General features: G+C 71.5%; 12 protein-coding genes. 5 read left to right on the top strand and 7 right to left on the bottom strand.

The features are described 5' to 3' along the window. Window positions 1–30 precede the first annotated feature (30 nt). Entirely contained in the window at window positions 31–2,952 is a 2,922-nt protein-coding gene (locus tag QSK30_RS34315; RefSeq protein ID WP_285509467.1) for a P-loop NTPase fold protein, read from the bottom strand. Then, on the bottom strand, window positions 2,949–4,175 hold the full coding sequence (locus QSK30_RS34310; protein WP_285509466.1) for an MFS transporter: 1,227 nt from the start codon (window positions 4,173–4,175) through the stop codon (window positions 2,949–2,951). The genes QSK30_RS34315 and QSK30_RS34310 overlap by 4 nt, the downstream gene beginning before the upstream one ends. Before the next feature lie 76 nt (window positions 4,176–4,251). Between QSK30_RS34310 and QSK30_RS34305 the strand changes: the two genes are divergently transcribed. After that, window positions 4,252–4,764, top strand: a complete 513-nt coding sequence (locus QSK30_RS34305) for an ArsR/SmtB family transcription factor (RefSeq protein WP_285509465.1) — start codon at window positions 4,252–4,254, stop codon at window positions 4,762–4,764. 648 nt (window positions 4,765–5,412) lie between these two features. Here QSK30_RS34305 and QSK30_RS34300 read toward each other — a convergent pair. The 3 genes from QSK30_RS34300 to QSK30_RS34290 all read right to left on the bottom strand — a co-directional run bounded on the left by QSK30_RS34300 (window position 5,413) and on the right by QSK30_RS34290 (window position 9,167). Continuing rightward, a complete protein-coding gene (locus tag QSK30_RS34300) occupies window positions 5,413–6,366 on the bottom strand; it encodes an LLM class flavin-dependent oxidoreductase (RefSeq protein ID WP_285509463.1) in 954 nt (317 codons plus the stop codon). Window positions 6,367–6,452: 86 nt separating this feature from the next. Further along, window positions 6,453–6,866 carry a hypothetical protein gene (locus tag QSK30_RS34295; protein ID WP_285509461.1) on the bottom strand — a complete coding sequence of 138 codons (414 nt, stop codon included), beginning with the start codon at window positions 6,864–6,866 and terminating at the stop codon, window positions 6,453–6,455. A 186-nt stretch (window positions 6,867–7,052) separates the two neighbouring features. Then, window positions 7,053–9,167, bottom strand: a complete 2,115-nt coding sequence (locus tag QSK30_RS34290) for an ATP-binding protein (RefSeq protein ID WP_285509460.1) — start codon at window positions 9,165–9,167, stop codon at window positions 7,053–7,055. Between the two features lie 574 nt (window positions 9,168–9,741). Here QSK30_RS34290 and QSK30_RS34285 point away from each other — a divergent pair. Together QSK30_RS34285 and QSK30_RS34280 are read left to right on the top strand one after the other, a co-directional pair. Beyond that, the gene (locus QSK30_RS34285; protein WP_285509459.1) at window positions 9,742–10,635 is read left to right on the top strand and encodes a C1 family peptidase; all 894 of its coding nucleotides are present in this window, start codon (window positions 9,742–9,744) and stop codon (window positions 10,633–10,635) included. Between the two features lie 102 nt (window positions 10,636–10,737). Beyond that, the gene (locus QSK30_RS34280) at window positions 10,738–11,067 is read left to right on the top strand and encodes a DUF6191 domain-containing protein (protein WP_285509457.1); all 330 of its coding nucleotides are present in this window, start codon (window positions 10,738–10,740) and stop codon (window positions 11,065–11,067) included. On the opposite strand, the gene QSK30_RS34275 is transcribed toward QSK30_RS34280, so the two are convergent. After that, a complete protein-coding gene (locus QSK30_RS34275) occupies window positions 11,001–11,825 on the bottom strand; it encodes an AfsR/SARP family transcriptional regulator (RefSeq protein ID WP_285509455.1) in 825 nt (274 codons plus the stop codon). The genes QSK30_RS34280 and QSK30_RS34275 overlap by 67 nt on opposite strands. A gap of 187 nt (window positions 11,826–12,012) precedes the next feature. On the opposite strand from QSK30_RS34275, the gene QSK30_RS34270 reads away from it, so the two are divergent. Beyond that, on the top strand, window positions 12,013–12,816 hold the full coding sequence (locus QSK30_RS34270) for an AfsR/SARP family transcriptional regulator (RefSeq protein ID WP_285509453.1): 804 nt from the start codon (window positions 12,013–12,015) through the stop codon (window positions 12,814–12,816). On the opposite strand, the gene QSK30_RS34265 is transcribed toward QSK30_RS34270, so the two are convergent. Further along, window positions 12,813–14,954: an FAD/NAD(P)-binding protein gene (locus QSK30_RS34265; protein ID WP_285509451.1), complete on the bottom strand. Its 2,142-nt coding sequence runs from the start codon at window positions 14,952–14,954 to the stop codon at window positions 12,813–12,815. The genes QSK30_RS34270 and QSK30_RS34265 overlap by 4 nt on opposite strands. A 613-nt stretch (window positions 14,955–15,567) precedes the next feature. Between QSK30_RS34265 and QSK30_RS37060 the strand changes: the two genes are divergently transcribed. Continuing rightward, on the top strand, window positions 15,568–15,694 hold a 127-nt coding region (locus tag QSK30_RS37060), incomplete at its 3' end, for a helix-turn-helix domain-containing protein (protein ID WP_352231672.1).

Raw genomic sequence — 15,694 nt, 5'->3', positions numbered from 1 at the left:
GTTGACCGAGTCGGCGCCCGGCGCGGACGGTCAGTCGGCGTCGAACAGGTGGTAGGTCTCGAATCCGTACCGCGCGACCTGTGGGGCCCACTCCTGGTAGAGCGCGACCGTTCGGGGCGCCCGCGGGGTGGCGTCGAACCAGTCGGCGAGGGCGCCCGTGGTGCCGATGACGTCGTAGATGTCGGAGGACGCGGGCTCGCTCCGCAGGGTGATCAGGATGGCGCGGGCCTCGGTCGGCATCCCGACCACGATGGCCAGCAGCAGTGCGGCCGCCTGGTACGGGCCGGTGTCGCCGGTGCCCACGAAGTCGTCGAGCCGGTCGTGGACGCTGATGCGCAGCAGGCGGTAGAGGTTGGCGAGCTTCTTCATCGCGCGCGGCGTCGGCAGGAGCACGCGCAGTCCGGGGAGGAAGTCGTACTCGGCCTCGGTCAGGCTCAGGGTCAACTCGGACAGGTCGTGCTGGGAGCGTGCGGCGGCCGGCGTTTCCCGGCGTGGTGCGGCCTGTCGGGACGCGGCCGCTCGCGGTGCTGAGGTCGGCGTCGGGGGCAGCCCGGCCTCCTCGGGCTGGTCCTCGGGTACCGGCAGCTCGGCGGCGGGCGGTAGCGGCAGCAGTCCGCGCAGGTAGGTCTCGGCCTGGTCCTTGTTCGGCGGTCGCAGGGCGTAGGCGATGTGGAAGATCTTGTCGAGGTAGTCCAGGGCGCGCCGCTGACCGGAGTCGGCGATCGGCCCGGCGGTGAGCAACTTGTTGCCGTAGTGGTCTTCCAGGGCGCGCAGCAGCCACGGCGGGTCCACCGCGACCACCACGGCGAACAGCGACATCGACAGCAGCAGGTTCACCGCTTGGAGCACCTCGACCACCCGGTCGGGTCGGCAGCGGTCGAGGTCGTCGACGTAGAGGATCACCCGCTGCAACGGCGGCGAGTCGCTGGTGTCCTCGGTTTCCCAGTCGCGCCGGGCGGCCTGGAGCTGGCGGTCGAGGGCGTCGAGGTCGTGGTGGATGCGGCCGGTGAGCCCGCGGAAGGCCTCGTAGCGGCCCGCCTTGCCGACCTCGGCCATCAGGTTCGTCAAGCGCTGCAGGGGATCGACCTCGCCCAGCGCCCGCTCCAGGTCGGCGACGGCCTTGTCCCGGGCGGCGGCCTGCTTGACCAGCTTGCCGTGCAGGTCGTCGGCGAGCCCGTGCGCCCGCTTGGCCGCGGCGGTGACCGGCGCGGCCAGGCCCGTGGCCGCGACGACCACACCGCCGACGATCCCCAGTAGCGCCTGGCCGTAGACGACGCCTAGGACGACGGCCACCGCGCCGACGACCAGCAGTGCCAGGCCGAGCCAGATCGACCGGCCGCGACGGGCTTCCCGCCAGATGTCGACCCCGGCCGCCCGCAGCAGCCGCCGCGCCCGGAACGGCTGGTTCAGCGAGCCGAGCCAGCCGCCGACCTCGATGTCGTCGACGCGCTTGAGGTCGTCCTTGAGCTGCTTGGCGGACTTCTGCGCGTCGCGCAGCCGGGTCCGCAGCGCCGCCCGGTCGCCGGTGGGCGGCTTGTCCGGACCGCTGGAGATCTCGCGCAGCAGGTGCTCGATCAGGCCGGTCCACAGGTGGTCGTCGCTGTAGTGCCAGGCGTTGAACCGCACCTGCTTGACCCGGGCGACGAAGGCGCTGCCCCGGGAGTCCTCTGTGGACGCCTCGGCCAGCCGGTCGACCCGGTCGGCGACCTGGGCCATGAAGCTGGACTTGCCCATGCCCCAGTCGCCCAGCAGCGCCACCGACAGCGGCAGCGCGGTGCTCTTGGCGGCGAGCAGCGTCGCCATGGTCTCCACGTCCGGGCCGATGCCCAGGCCGTCGACGCTGTTGGCCGCGTCGCTGAGCACCCCGGAGTGCGGCCGGTCGCCGTCCACCCGGATGGTGCTGATGTCCGGCGGCTTGCGCCCGACCCGTTGCGCCTCAGGGCCTTCGATGACGCCGAGCATGCAGAGCAGGGCCACCAGGGGTTGCAGCACCCTGGCGGGCGCGACCTGCTCGAAGCGGCCGGACTCGGGGGGCGAACCGGTCGCCGAGACGAAGTGGTAGGTGCAGCGGTCGAACTGGTGGTAGAGGTCGAACAGGGACCTGTCCGCGTGGAGCCGGCGCAGGACGCGGTGGACCGCCCGCCCCTCGGTGGCGAAGCGGTCGGCCGAGATCGCCCCGCTTTCCTGCGGAACCGCCAGCCACTGCGCCACCTCGGCGTGCCTGCGCAGCAGGTCCGCGTTCCCCAGGACGAAGGCCGCCGCCAGTTTCCGGCCGCTACTGCGATCGAGGGCCTCGGTGAACGGTGAGGTGCTCCAGTGGTGCACGCCACCCGCTTGGGCGGCGGTCGCCGGTGCGAGGAGGTCGGCGGGTTCGACGAACAGCAGGCCGTCGGCGGACGCCAAGAACGCGTTCGCGCTGAACCCTGTCGAGCTCCCCGAGCCCAGGCTTTCTCCCTGGGGGTCGTAGAACAGGACCAGGCGCTTGGTCTCCGAGTTCCGCAGCACGAAGCCGACATCGGGCAGATCCTTGTCCACGGGCTCCCCGGGGAGCCGCAGGCCGCTCTGGTACGGGTCGATCTTGTCGCGGGTGTACTGGCGGAACTGGTGGAGGCTGAACGGTTCGACCAGGAAACCCAGCCTGCGCAGCCCGCCGCTGAGCAGTTGGCTCGCCATGGCGGCCAACAGGGTCGTCTTGCCCGCCTGAGGCCGGCCGACCAGGCCGATGAGCAGCGGTCGGTCGAACTCGCCGTAGGCGATCGGGAGGAAGTGCACCGGTCTGTCAGCGGATGGGTTGGGGCACTGGAGGTACTGCTCGCCCCGCGCGGGCGTGGAACTCGTGGCGGGCAGGAACCTGCCCAGTCCTTCGTCGTACTCGAGCGGTTCGCTCTCGTCCCAGCGGATCTCGTCGAAGCAGATGGGGCAGAGCCGGTGATCGGTCCTGGGATCGGTCATGCGTTGGCGCCCACCCTCTCCGCCTCGTCCATCGCCGCGTCGCTCACCCGCGCGACCACGGCCAGCAGGGTCAGCGCGAGCACGCCCATGATCCCGAACACCGCGCGCAGGCCGACGAACTGGGCCAGCACGCCGCCCGCCGCCGCGCCCAGCGGCATCGTGCCCCAGGCGACCAGCCGGTAGCCGCTGTTGACCCGGCCCAGCAGCCGGTCCGGGGTGATCCGCTGGCGCAGCGACACCATGATCACGTTGGACACCACGATGCCGATCCCGCCCGCGAACGAGCCCGCGCCGATCACCCAGACGTTGGTGGTGAGCGCGGGCATGCCGATCAGCACCGCGCCGAGCAGGTAGCAGGCGGCCAGCGCCTTGGCGCGGCCGAGGACGCGCTGCACCCAGCTCGCCGCGAACGACCCGGCCAGGCTGCCCAGGGCCATCGTGGTGAGCAGCAGGCCGAACTCCTGCTCGGACAGTCCCAGCGACGACTGCGGGCCGACCGCGAACAGCACGAGCACCGACATCGCGGCGTTCGAGGCGAAGTTGAAGATGCCGACGGAGATGGCGAACGTGCGCAGCAGCCGCAGCCGCCAGAGGAAGCGCAGGCCCTCGACGACGTCGGCGCGCAGGGTGGTCCGCTGCTCGCGCGCGGGCCGGTAGTTGCCGCGCACCAACCACATCGCGGCGACCGCGATGATCCACAGGCCCGCGGGAGCGCCGAACGCGACAGTCGCACCCGCCGCGGCGAGCAGGCCGGCCACCGGCGGCCCGACGAACTGGTTCGCGGTGAGTTCAGCCCCGTACAACCGGCTGTTCGCCACCGAGAGGTGGTCGCGGTCGACCAGCTGCGGCACGATCGACTGGGCGGCGGTGTCGTGCACCGTCTCGGTGATCCCGACCAGGAAGACCACGACGTAGAGCACCCAGATCGAGCCCGCGTCGAAAGCCACCAGCAGGGTGAGGCCGGTGAGCAGCGCGGCCCGGGTGATGTTGGCCAGCAGCATCGCGCGGCGGCGGTCGAAGCGGTCGGCCAGGACGCCCGCGGGGAGGGCGAAGACGAGCCAGGGCAGGGTGAAGGCGAAGGTCAGGCCCGCGATGAGGGCGGGGGAGCGGGTGTAGCCGATCGCCACCAGGGGCAGTGCGACCTTGAGGACCCCGTCGGCCAGGTTGGACAGGCTGGACGCGATCCACAGGCGCCAGAAATCGCGCCCCAGACTGGACTCCATACCTGGACACTCCCACACCAATGGACTTTTTTCCACCGATTAGAACTCCCCCCACCAGTGGACTAAACTCCACCCCATGACGTCGCGCAGGCGCCCCGCCACCACCCAGGAGGTCAAGGCCCTGGCCCACCCACTGCGGCTGCGCATCCTGCGGCTGTGCGGACAGGCGGAGCTGACCAACAAACAGCTGGCCGACCGCGTCGAACGCGATCCCGGCACCGTGCTCTACCACGTCCGCCTGCTGGTCTCGGCTGGTCTGCTGGAGCAGGCGGAGGTGCGCACCGGCCCGAGCGGAGCGATGGAGAAGCCCTACCGCTCCACCGGCCGCTCCTGGTGGCTCGAGGGTCCGCTGCGGGAGGAGGACACCGCCTTCGCCCCGGTAGAGGCCTTCCAGGAGGACCTGGCCGCCGCGGGCCCGGACTCGCTGCTGCTGTGCTCGAGGTTCGCCCTACACCTGTCGGACACCGACCTGGCCGAACTGGACCGCCGCATCCACAAAGTCCTCGACGACTACATCGATACCGACCACCACCGCACCAACCACCCACTACACGGCGGCGCCATCATCCTGCACCGCATGGCGGAGTAGCGCGCACGAGACGGTCCTTCCGACCCCGACCGCGCCACCCGGGACCACCTCACCGCAAGGCAGCCCGACGCGCAGTGCATGCTTGCGCGCCACCCGCGCCACCCGCGCCACCCGCGCCACCCGCGCCACCCGCGCCACCCGCGCCACCCGGCCGACTACTTCACCGGCACCGCCCACGCCGCCGCACCGCCCACTTCCGGCGCCACCCGCCCCGCCACCCGCCCCGCACTGGCACCACCCGCGCTCCGCCCACTTCACCGGCACCGCCCGCACCGCTGCACCGCCCACTTCACCGGACGCCACCGCACCGCCACCCGCACCGCACCGGCGCCACGCTCGCACCGCACCGCCCACTTCACCGGCACCGCCCCCAGCCCCATCTCTTGATCCCGAAATGCCAAGCCCGCTGGTACGCAACACCCGCTACGGACATGCTCGATTGGTTGGACTGCCTTCGTGTGGGGGGAGGCGACCGCTAAACTTGACCTGTGGTGGGGATGCCCTTCTCCCCACGCTTTTTCCCCACGCGGTCGCCTAGGGGCCCCACGCGAAGGCAGTCCAACCAATCGAGCCCCGCTCTTACTCGGGCACCTCAATGGACACGCCACACCCCGAGCGACACGCCAAACCCCAGCCCGAGCAACGGATCTAGCGATTGCCCCGCACCCGTTCCGCGATCAGCCCCGCCGCCGCGATCGTCGTCTCCTCCGGCTCATCCAGCAACGGCAGCAGCACCACCGAGTCCGCCCCCGCCGCCCCCAGGGCCTCGACCTTGGCCACGCACTGCTCCAGCGTCCCCGACACGCTCAGGTGCTCGACCCACTCCGGCCGCAACCCCTCGGCCACGTCGGCCCCCGACTCGACGAGTTCCACCACTTCCGCGCCGAACGGCAACGGCCGCAGGTGCTCCACCCCACCCGGCGACACCGACGACGCCACGCTCGCGCGGGCGCGTTCTCGGGCTCGTGCGGGGTCGTCGTCGAGGGCCAGCCAGTTGTAGGTGATCACCTCGTGCGCCGCCGCCGCGATCTTCTCCCGGGCCGCCACCACGTACTCAGGTGCCGCTGGTTCGGCCAGGATCGTCCCGTCCGCCGACCGCCCGGACAGCGCGAGCGACTTCGGCCCGCGCACCCCGGCCACCACCTTCGGCACCACCGACGGCGGGAACTCGAGTACCACGTCGTCCAACCGGACCTGCCTGCCCGAGGTGGACACCCGCTCCCCGGCCAACAGCGCCCGCACGGCCAGCAGCGTCTCCTCCAGTGCCGCCAACTGCGAGGGCGGGAACGCGCCGATCTGCCGCATCCAGGACGCCACCCCGTGCCCGAACCCGGCGATGAGCCGCCCCGGGTGCATCTCGGCCAACGCGGCCAGCTCCATCGCCACGATCGCGGCGTTGCGGGCCACGGCGGGCAATACCCCGATGCCCACGGTGACCCGCTCCGTCACCGCCAACGCCGTCGCCGCGGTGGCGATGGCACCCGCGTAGAAGCAGTCCTCCACCACCCACAGCTCGTCGACCCCGACCCGGTCGGCCATCCGCGCCAGCTCGACCAGCCTGCCGCTCGGCCGCTCACACGGGATCCGCACCCCAACGCGCATCTTCGAGCCCCTCCCCGGTAGTCGTGTTTTTCACGCTACAGCGGTCAGGGGCCGGGCGCGATCGAGCCGGGCGCGATCGGGGTCTGTCAACAGAGGACTTGACCGCAGACAGCGGGGATGTCGGCCTCGGCTGTGTAGGTCGTGGTGCCCGCGGCGGTCGTGACGGTCACGGAGACCGGGAAACTCTTGTCCGCTCCGGAGGAGTAGGCCCGGAGTCGGCAGTAGTCGTTCGTGGTGCCGCAGCCCGACTCGACGGTGTGGGCCTTCGCCGGGCGGGTCCACACGAATCCGGTGGCCCCGGTGGTGTTCTGCAACTGGTAGCTCAGTTGGTACGAAGCGGACGGTGTGCCCGAGGCGCAGTAGGGGCCGGAGTACGGCGCGGTGTTCGGTGGGAACACGCGGCAGACCAGTTGGGGGATGGTGGCCGATGCCTTGGTGGGGACCAAGAGCGGGATGGTGGCCACGGCCACGGACAACAGGGTTGTGCGCAGGGAGACCATGGGGCTTCCTTCCAGCGGGGACAGCCGGATCTCGATCATCGGGCATGTCCGGGCTCGCGGCAATCGGCCGAAGTGCCGCCGCCACCGGGCATTCGGATCGCACCCGATCAGCTCCCGCGGTCCGCGATCAGCCGAGTCAGTCGCGCGGACCAGCTCCGGACAGCCGTGGCCCATTGTCCACAGTGGTCAGTCTGGGTGGAGTCCGGTCAACAGCTCGTGGGCGTGCGGGTGGTCGAGGGTGGCCAGGATCCGCACTGCCTCGGCGGTGTGGGATCGGGCGGCATCGTTGTGGGACAACGACTTCAGCGTCTCGGCCAGGTGGGTGTGGCACAGCGCCAGGTAGTAGTGGTTGCCCAGGGTCTCGTTGATCAGCAGGGCCCGCCCGTACGCGCACGCGGCGGCCCGGGGGCGGCGCAGGGCAGTGAGCACCCGACCGCCCGCGTCCAGGGTGTTGGCCTGGCCGTAGTCGTCGCCCGCGGCGCGGAACAGGCGCAGGGCCCGGCTGTGCAGCCGCAGGGCGGCGCGCGGGTTCCCCTGTGCGGCGCGGATCCGGCCGATGAGGTTGAGGGTGCTGGCCCGCCCGATCACGTCGTCCCTGGCCTGGTAGGACGAGAGGGCCTCGGCCGCGTCGGTGAGTGCCTCGGTGTGCCTACCGAGTCGGAGGTGGCTGCCGCCGCGGCCGTTGAGCGCGCTGGCGCTGCCGTTGCCGTCGCCCAGGCGTTGGTAGGCGAGCAGGGCCGCCGAGTAGCGGGCGCACGCCTGCTCGTACTGGCCGAGCTCGCTGTGGGCGCGGGCGAGGGACTGGAGCGTGCGGGGCAGGGCATCGCCGGTGGCACCCTGGGGCTGCGCGGTGTGCGGGCTCTCGTCGTCCGCCTGCTCCAGCGCGCCGAGCGCGGCCTCGTGCGCGGTGATCGAGTCCCGCCACCGGCCGCGCAGGTACAGGAAGTTGACCATCGCCCACGGCAGTTGCCAGGCGTGCGGGAGCGGTGCGGTGCGGGCGACGGCCAGGGCGTTGTCGACCTCGGCGGTGAACCAGTCCACAGCCGCGGCGTAGGTGTCGGTGCGCGGCAGCGTCCCGGCGGGCGGCGGCTCGGTCAGCGCGATCGGCCTGCGGTGGGAGTTCAGCTGCCGGTCGGCGGCGACGGCGGCGTGCAGGTAGTGGTCGAGCAGCCGGTTGGCCGCCGCCGCGCGTTCGGCCTCGGTCTCGGTCTCCGCGCAGCGCTCCCGGGCGTACGCGCGCAGCAGGTCGTGCAACTGGAAGCGGTCGTCCGCGGTCTCGGTGAGCAGGTTGTGCGCGCACAGCTCGTCCAGTGCCGCCCGCGCCGCCCGGGTGGGCAGGCCGGTGATCGCGGCCGCGGTGTCACCGCGCACAGAGTCGCCGGGGTGCAGGCTGAGCAGTCGCAGCACCCGCGCGGTCGGCGCGGGCAGCAACTCGTAGGACCAGGACAGCACGGCCCGCACGTCGGTGGCCGGGCTGTCGAGGGTGAGCGACCCGAGCCGGGTGCGCTCGTCGGCCAGGTCCGCGGCCAGCTCGGGCAACCGCGCCGAGGGGCGCAGCGACACCCACGCCGCCGCGATGGACAGCGCCAGCGGCAGGTCGCCGCACCGACGCGCCACCAGGTCCACCACGGCCCACTCGCGTGCGACCCGCTCCATCCCGAGGTAGCGCTCGAACAGGTGCCGGGAGTGCGCGCGCGGCAACGGCCCCAGCCGCAGCCGCTCGGCGCCGTGCAGCGCGTGCAGTGCGGACAAGCGCTTGCGCGAGGTGACCAGCACCAGGCACGAGCCCGCGCCCGGAAGCAGCGGGAGGATCTGGTCGCTGTCCTTCGCGTTGTCCAGCACCAAGAGCACACGGCGGTGGTGCAGCAGGTCGCGCAGCAGGGCCGTGCGCGCGTCGAGGTCGTCGGGCACCTCACCGGCGGACACCTGCAGCGCGGTCAGCAGCAGCCCGGCGGCGTGCGCGACGTCCATGGGCTCGCCGCCGGGGGTGTACCCGCGCAGGTTGACGTAGAGCAGGCCGTCGGGGAAGAGGTCCGCGGCCTGGTTCCCCCACCGCACCGCCAGCGCGGTCTTGCCGACCCCGGCGGCGCCGTCGATGACGCACAGCGAGCTGGTCGCCGCGAGCTCGGTGAGCCGCGCCAGCTCCACGTCCCGGCCGACGAAGTGCCTGCTCACCGCGGGCAACCCGTGGGGAGCCGTGAACTCCGCGCGGGCCCGGTGCACGTGCACCCCGCCGCGGATCGTGTGCGCCTGCACGAGGGTCTCCGCCGCCGTGCTCTCCGTGCTGTTCCCGCCGTCCACGCCACCTCCCGCACCGTACAGCGTATCCAGCCACGCCGCGCCGGGCGAGCCGACGGGGCCATGAATTGACAGGCGCGCGCCGCGCCCAGCCGCCGGTCCCGGTGTCTCGGTCCCCGAACGCGCCACGGTCAACGAGCCGGGTCCGCGACGCGCTCCTTTGCGTTGGGTGGGAAGTGTAGGTATTCATCTGCTTACGCGAGTTTGTCGGCGCTCTTTACCGCACTCGCTTTCCGTGCCGTCGATCGGGTCGCCCTGAATGGTTCGCCGCTTCCTTTGCCGGGCAGGGGCAACCGTTGTGGTGTCTACTGTGGATGGTCCGGGGCGGATGGTTGAACCCAGGTCGTTCCCATATTCCCAGAATAGGTGTTCCGGTATTACGCTCTGACCTCGACTATTTTTCCCGAATCTTTGTCCGGGGTAGCGCAAATGTCCGATATCTTGTCGTGATATCCCTACTTTCGTAGGGTGCCCGGTCTCCTGGCGATGAGATCGAATATGCCCCGGCGCCGCCGCTCGCCCCTTTCTCCTCGAGCGCGGCCCGATTCTCCCGTCCCCCACCTCCCTTGAGGAACCAATGCGCATCAACAAGACGGTGGCCTACAGCGCCGCGGTCGCCCTCGTCGGCGTCACGGTCGCCGTGGTCACCTCCTCGGCCGACGCCGCCCCCGCGCCGGCCGCGGCCCAGGTCCCCGCCTACGGCATGGGCCTGGACATCACCAGCATCCGGCAGAACCGCGGCCTGGCCGCGCCCGCCGAGACCGCCCAGCCGGTGTTCGCCGCCGCCGCCGCGGCCGCGGTGCCGGAGAGCTTCGACCTGTCCCAGTACGCCCTGCCGCCGGGCAACCAGGGCCAGGTCGGCTCCTGCGTCACCTGGGCCACCGGCTACACCGGCTACGGCATCCTGATGAAGGAGCAGGGCATCGCGGGCGCCCCGATGGCCCCGATGTTCATCTACGCCCAGATCTCCAAGGGCAACGACCGGGGCACCTCCGCCTCGGTGGCGCTGCCGATGGAGCAGCGCCAGGGCATCGACACCAAGGCGCACTACAGCCACGGCGACTTCGACTACACCACCCAGCCCAACGCGGCCGAGCGGGCGAACGCGGCCAAGTACAAGCTGTCCGGCTTCAACGAGCTGCCCACCAGCGGCAGCGCGGCCAAGACCGCCATCAAGAAGGCCATCTCGCAGGGCATGCCGGTGCCGATCGGCGTGCAGATCCACAAGAGCTTCATGAACGTCAGCTCCACCAAGGCCGCGAACTACTCGTACCTGCCCGGCTCGCGCGCTTCCGACCCGATCGTCGGCGGCCACGAGATCACCGTGATCGGCTACGAGGCGCGCGGGGTCAAGATCGAGAACAGCTGGGGCACCTCCTGGGGCGCCCGCGGCTTCATCACCGTGCCGTGGAGCTTCTTCGACACCGGTGACGTGATGGAGATCCACGCGATGGGCAAGCTGGTCAAGTAGGCCGGGCGACCGGGGGGCCTGCCGCGCGGGCGGCCCCCCGGTCTCGCGCGGGAACCTTCCCGGCCCGCGCGCCGTTGGCCCGGCATGGGCTGGTTGTGGGCGATGAGCCTCCCCGGGCTGGTCGTGCTCCTGGTGGCGCTCGCCGCGCTGGAGCGCTTCGGGCTGTGGATGAGCGAGCGGAGCCTGCTCCCGTGGCGCCGGGGGAACACCGGCACGCCGGTGTCCGCCGCGGGATTCGAGGAGCTGGGCGCGGTCTTCTCCGGCGAGAAGCGCCACGAGCTGGAGTACCGGCAGTCCGCGCTGATGCTGCGCGACGACGAGGACGACGGCGCCCCGCCCCGGCACAGCACGGTCGACCTCGACGGCTACGGCGTGCGGGTGGTCCTGCCCGGTCGGGAACCCCGGTCCGGCAACGAGCCCGCGGCGACGTAAGCCCGCGCGGACGGTAGGTCGAGCACCGGGTGCCCGCTCACCACCGCCGCGCGCAGGCACCGCAGTCGAGGCGTCGGCTCGATACCCAAGGTGTCCGCCAACAGGGCGCGCAGGCGCTCGTACACCGCCAGCGCCGCCGGGGCGCGACCACCGCGGTAGAGCGCGATCATGAGCTGGGCGTGCAGGTTCTCGTGCGTCGGGTGCGCCGCGCTCAGCTCCCGCAGCTCGTCGACCAGCCGGTGGTGGCGGCCCAACCGCAGGTCGGCCTCGACGCGCTGCTCGAGCACCACCAGCCTGGTCTCCTCCAGCTCCACCACGCGCGCCGAGCACCGCGGCCCCACCCGCACGTCGGCCAGCGCAGGACCACGCCAGAGCCGCAGCGCCGCCGCGAACAGCTCCGCGGCGCGGCCGTCGTCGGCGCACGCCGCGGCCGAACGGCCCGCGCGCACCAGATCGCCGAAGGTGAACCAGTCGAGCGCGCCGACGGAGAGCTGGTAGCCCTGGTTCTTGGTCGCCAGCGACACACCGGGCGCGCCGCGCAGGGCTTGGCGGATGTGCAGGATGTGGGACTGCACCGTCGACATCGCGCGCGCGGGTGGCGCTGAACCCCACAGCTCGGTGGCGCACTCGTCCGACCGCACCATCCGGTTGGCGTTGAGCAACAGGAAAGCGAGCAGCTGGCGCGGCTTGGGCGCGCGGGGGACGAAGCTCTTCCCGTTGGCGGAGAGCAGCAGTGGGCCCAGGACACCGGTCTGCATCAGCGACTCCCCCTCGTCCACCCCCGTGGCCCAGCGGTTTTCCATCCTATGAGCGACCATCGGGCTGCGGCCCGGGTTCGTATCAGAACTGCGGGAACCCGCCTTCACACGAAAGGCCCATGGCGCCGCGCGGCCACACCCGAAAAACTGGTCTCCCAGCGATGTGCCAGTTCCCGCAGGGGGTCTCGTGGAGTTCGGGCTGCTCGGCCCGCTCTCGGTCACCGAGCGCGGCGTCGACCGCACACCGACGGCGCCCAAGCAGCGGCAGATGCTCGCCCTGCTGCTGTTCAACGCCAACCGGGTCGTCACGACGGTGCAGTTCGTCGATGAGCTGTGGGAGTTCGCGCCGCCGCCGAGCGCGGTCGCCGCCGTGCACACCTACGTCCGGCAGCTGCGCCGCACCCTGCCCGGCCCGAGGTTGATCACCCGTGACCAGGGCTACCGGGTGGAGGTGCGCCCCGGTGAGCTGGACCTGGCGGTCTTCCGCGCCCGGGTCGCCGATGCCCGCACCACCGCTGATCCCGCCGTGCTCGCCCGGCGCCTGCGCGCGGCCCTGGACCTGTGGCGGGCGGCCCTGCTGGTCGACGTCACCCCCGGCCCGCTCCTGCGCGGGGCCATCGCGGCGGTCGAACGGGACCGGCTGGCCACGGTGTGCCTGCGGATCGACGCCGAGCTGCACCTGGGCGGCCACCACGACCTGATCGGCGAGCTCAGCGGCCTGACCCACCGCCACCCCGGTCACGAGGGGCTGGCCGCGCACCTGATGACCGCCCTCTACCGCTCCGGCAGGCAGGCCGACGCCTTGACCGCCTTCCACCGATTGGGCCGGGGCCTGGCGGAGGAGTCCGGCTCGCCGCCCTCGCCGCGCCTGCACCGGCTCTACACCGACATCCTGTCGGCCGACCCGCGCCTGGAGGGTCCGGTGGGGCTGGGTCCGGCGCTGTCGCTGGACCTGGTCGCCCAGTCACCGCTGTGGGCCGCGCACCGCTAGCGGGGGTGTCGTGCCCTGCTCCGCGCCGGCCGTGGGACCGCGCCTGCCGCCTGTCGAGTCTCGGGAACCGGGTCAATGCTGCCGGGCCGGGCCGGATCACTCTGGGCGAGCGCGGGTCGGGTGGCCGCTGGCCGAGTCGCTCCGGGCTGGGTGAGTTCGGCCTGGGCGGAGTTGAGCCGGGTGGGTTCGGCTCGGGTGGGTTTGGGCTGGGTGAGTTCCGGCCGGGTGGGTTCGGGCTGGGTCGGTTCGGGGTTGGCCGCGAGGATGCTCGCCCGCGCGATCGCGTCCGCGTCGGCGAGGATCACCGAGTTGACCCCGGGCCGGGCCCCGGCGGCGGTGGCCCAGTGGACGGCCTCGGTGGGGATGCCGAAGGCGAAGCGTCGTGGGTGGGCGTGGCCGGTCGCGTCGACCAGGTGGTACGGGCGTTCGGTCACGGTCAGACCGCCGGTCTGGTGGTCGTCGATGACGTAGGGCGTGCCGTGGCCGTGGGCGAGCAGGTGGCGGATCAGGGGGTCGGTGGTGCGCCGCACGTCCACCTCCGGCAGCCGGGCCTCCACCAGCGCCGCCACCGGGACCGGGGGACCCGGGACCAGCGCCGAGGACACATCGAAGCCGGTCGAGGTCGGGGTGATCACCAGGCCGGGGCCGACCGGGCGGACCACGTCGGCCTCGATCAGCGCGGTCAGCTCGGCGATCCGCCGGGCGGGTGGGCCGATCGAGAGGAACGCGTTGAACGGCGTGTACCAACCCTGAAGGTCATCGCGGTAGGAGCGGCCGGTCAGTCCGCCGTGGTCGACCACCAGCCGGACCTCGTTGCGCAGGTCGCGCAGGACATCGAGAGCCGCCTTCACCGGGCTGTCCCGATTGCCCCGCCGCGCCTCGCGCAGATCGGCGCGCAGGTAGTCCAGCAGCCAGGCGCGGAACTCGGTGTGGTCGGCGAAGGTCCGATCGCGGTACGGCCGGGCGATCCAGTCCCAGTCCCACCGCAGCGCCAGGGGCAGGTCGTACCGGTCGAGCAACGCCCGCTCGGCCTCCACACCACGCGCGACGGCCGGGAGGTACTCCGCCAGGAACCCCGGACCGAGCAGGGTGGCGTAGTAGACCGAGCGCACCTCAAGGGAAACCAACGGCCACACATCCCTCCTGAACGACCCGGGCACATCGATTCGAAGTTTCTCGATCACCTCCCCGGTGAGAAACCTCGGCACGTGCCGTTCGGCCACGCCCTTCTGATTCTCACCCCGCCCGTGATAGGGGATGCCCCGCCGGGATCCGGCGTAGACCAGCGGTTCCCGACCGGAGGGCAGGTAGACCAACTGCCCGCCCTGCTCGGTGAACTGCCCACCGCGCCCCTCGGTGAGCAGGGCCAGGTAGTCGAAGAAGTTGAGCCCGACACCACGCAGCGCGACAGCGGTACCCGCCCGCACACCGGACAGATCCACATCGGCAGGGTTGGCGGGCGGCAGGTAGACCAGATCGTGCTGAGCCGCATGTGTTGCCAACGCTTGCTCCGCATCCTCTGGTGGCATGGGGACGTGGCCCTGGGCAAGCACCACTGAGTCCATAGTGGACAAGATGGTGCCGTCGTCGAGGGTCACCACCTGCGTCCCGTCCGCCGCATCATCGACCGACGCGGCAGTCTTCCGGTGCACCACGACCCTGACCCGCTCGTCAGCCCGCTCCACCAGCTCGCGCAACACCCAGTCGAGGTAGTGGCCATAGCACGCGCGCGTCGAGTAATCGTTGGGCCCGAGCCGGCCCGCTTCGCGGAGGATGTGGTCGGGGTAGGCCGAGTCCATTCGGGACAGTGACCGCACCCATTCGTACAGGGTCGGGCCCGGCCGGATGGGCCCGGCGCACTCCACGCTGTCATCCCCGAACAAGGTCACCTGCGATGTCACGGTGTTCATCAGCAGCTCGGCGGGCTGCCCGGTGGACCAGACCGCACCACCGCCACCGGCAGCCGGATCCACGACGTGCACCACTAGCTGCTGGTCGACCCCGATGAGCTCGGAAGCATTGGCGCACAACCGCTCCACCACGCACACACCACGTGGCCCCGCACCCACGACACACACCTGACGCACCGAGCGGACCCCATCCGCCGGAACCGGGACCCGCGCACCGCTCGACCTCATCCACTCGCCGTTCGTCGCCACACCACCGGGGAAACCGCCCGGCACAGCCAGACCGATCACACCCGGACGGACGAAGGCCATCTATAACGGCATCGGGCGCACACCGCAGGTCGACGGATCCACGCGACCACCAACCACACGGACGTGTTCACCCGATCGAGGTTTCCGCCCCCCACTGGAACACATCAGGATCCCGATCCCGCACGCACGCACGCACGCACGCAGGAGAATCCCGTCCCCCAGCACACCGCAGCGGATAGGCCGACCCCACCGGCACGCGACAGGATCCCGACCTCGCTGGCAACCAAGAGAATCCCGTCCCGCGCAGCGCAAAGGTCACCCCTCACCCCGCCGATACCGCAGCTGAAAAGTCGCCCTCACCCCGCTGGTACCGCAGCGGATAGGCCGACCCCGCTGGAAAGCAATGCCCGCTACGGATGCTCGATCTAGTGGACTCGCTTCGTGTGGGGGGAGAGTGCCGCTAAACTTGCCGTGGGTGGGGATGCCCTTACCCTGCCCTTTTCTCTCCACCGCGGTGCTCTAGGGGCCCTTGACCTCAAGGGGTCGATGCGCCGGGTGTGGGATGATCTCGGTGAGCGAGTGATCGGAGATCATGTCTGTGGCGGGTCATGTGGTGTTGGGTTGTGAGGATCGGGAGACGATCTCGCGGGAGTTGGCGGCGCGGCGGTCGTTTCGGTTCATTGGGAAGGTGTTGGGTCGGCATCATTCGGTGATCGCTC

It is taken from the genome of Actinokineospora sp. NBRC 105648, assembly GCF_030269645.1.
In the GTDB taxonomy this organism is placed as follows: Bacteria; Actinomycetota; Actinomycetes; order Mycobacteriales; family Pseudonocardiaceae; genus Actinokineospora.
Note: the sequence above shows the minus strand (reverse complement) of the source record. Positions and strands in the feature narration are given on the sequence as shown.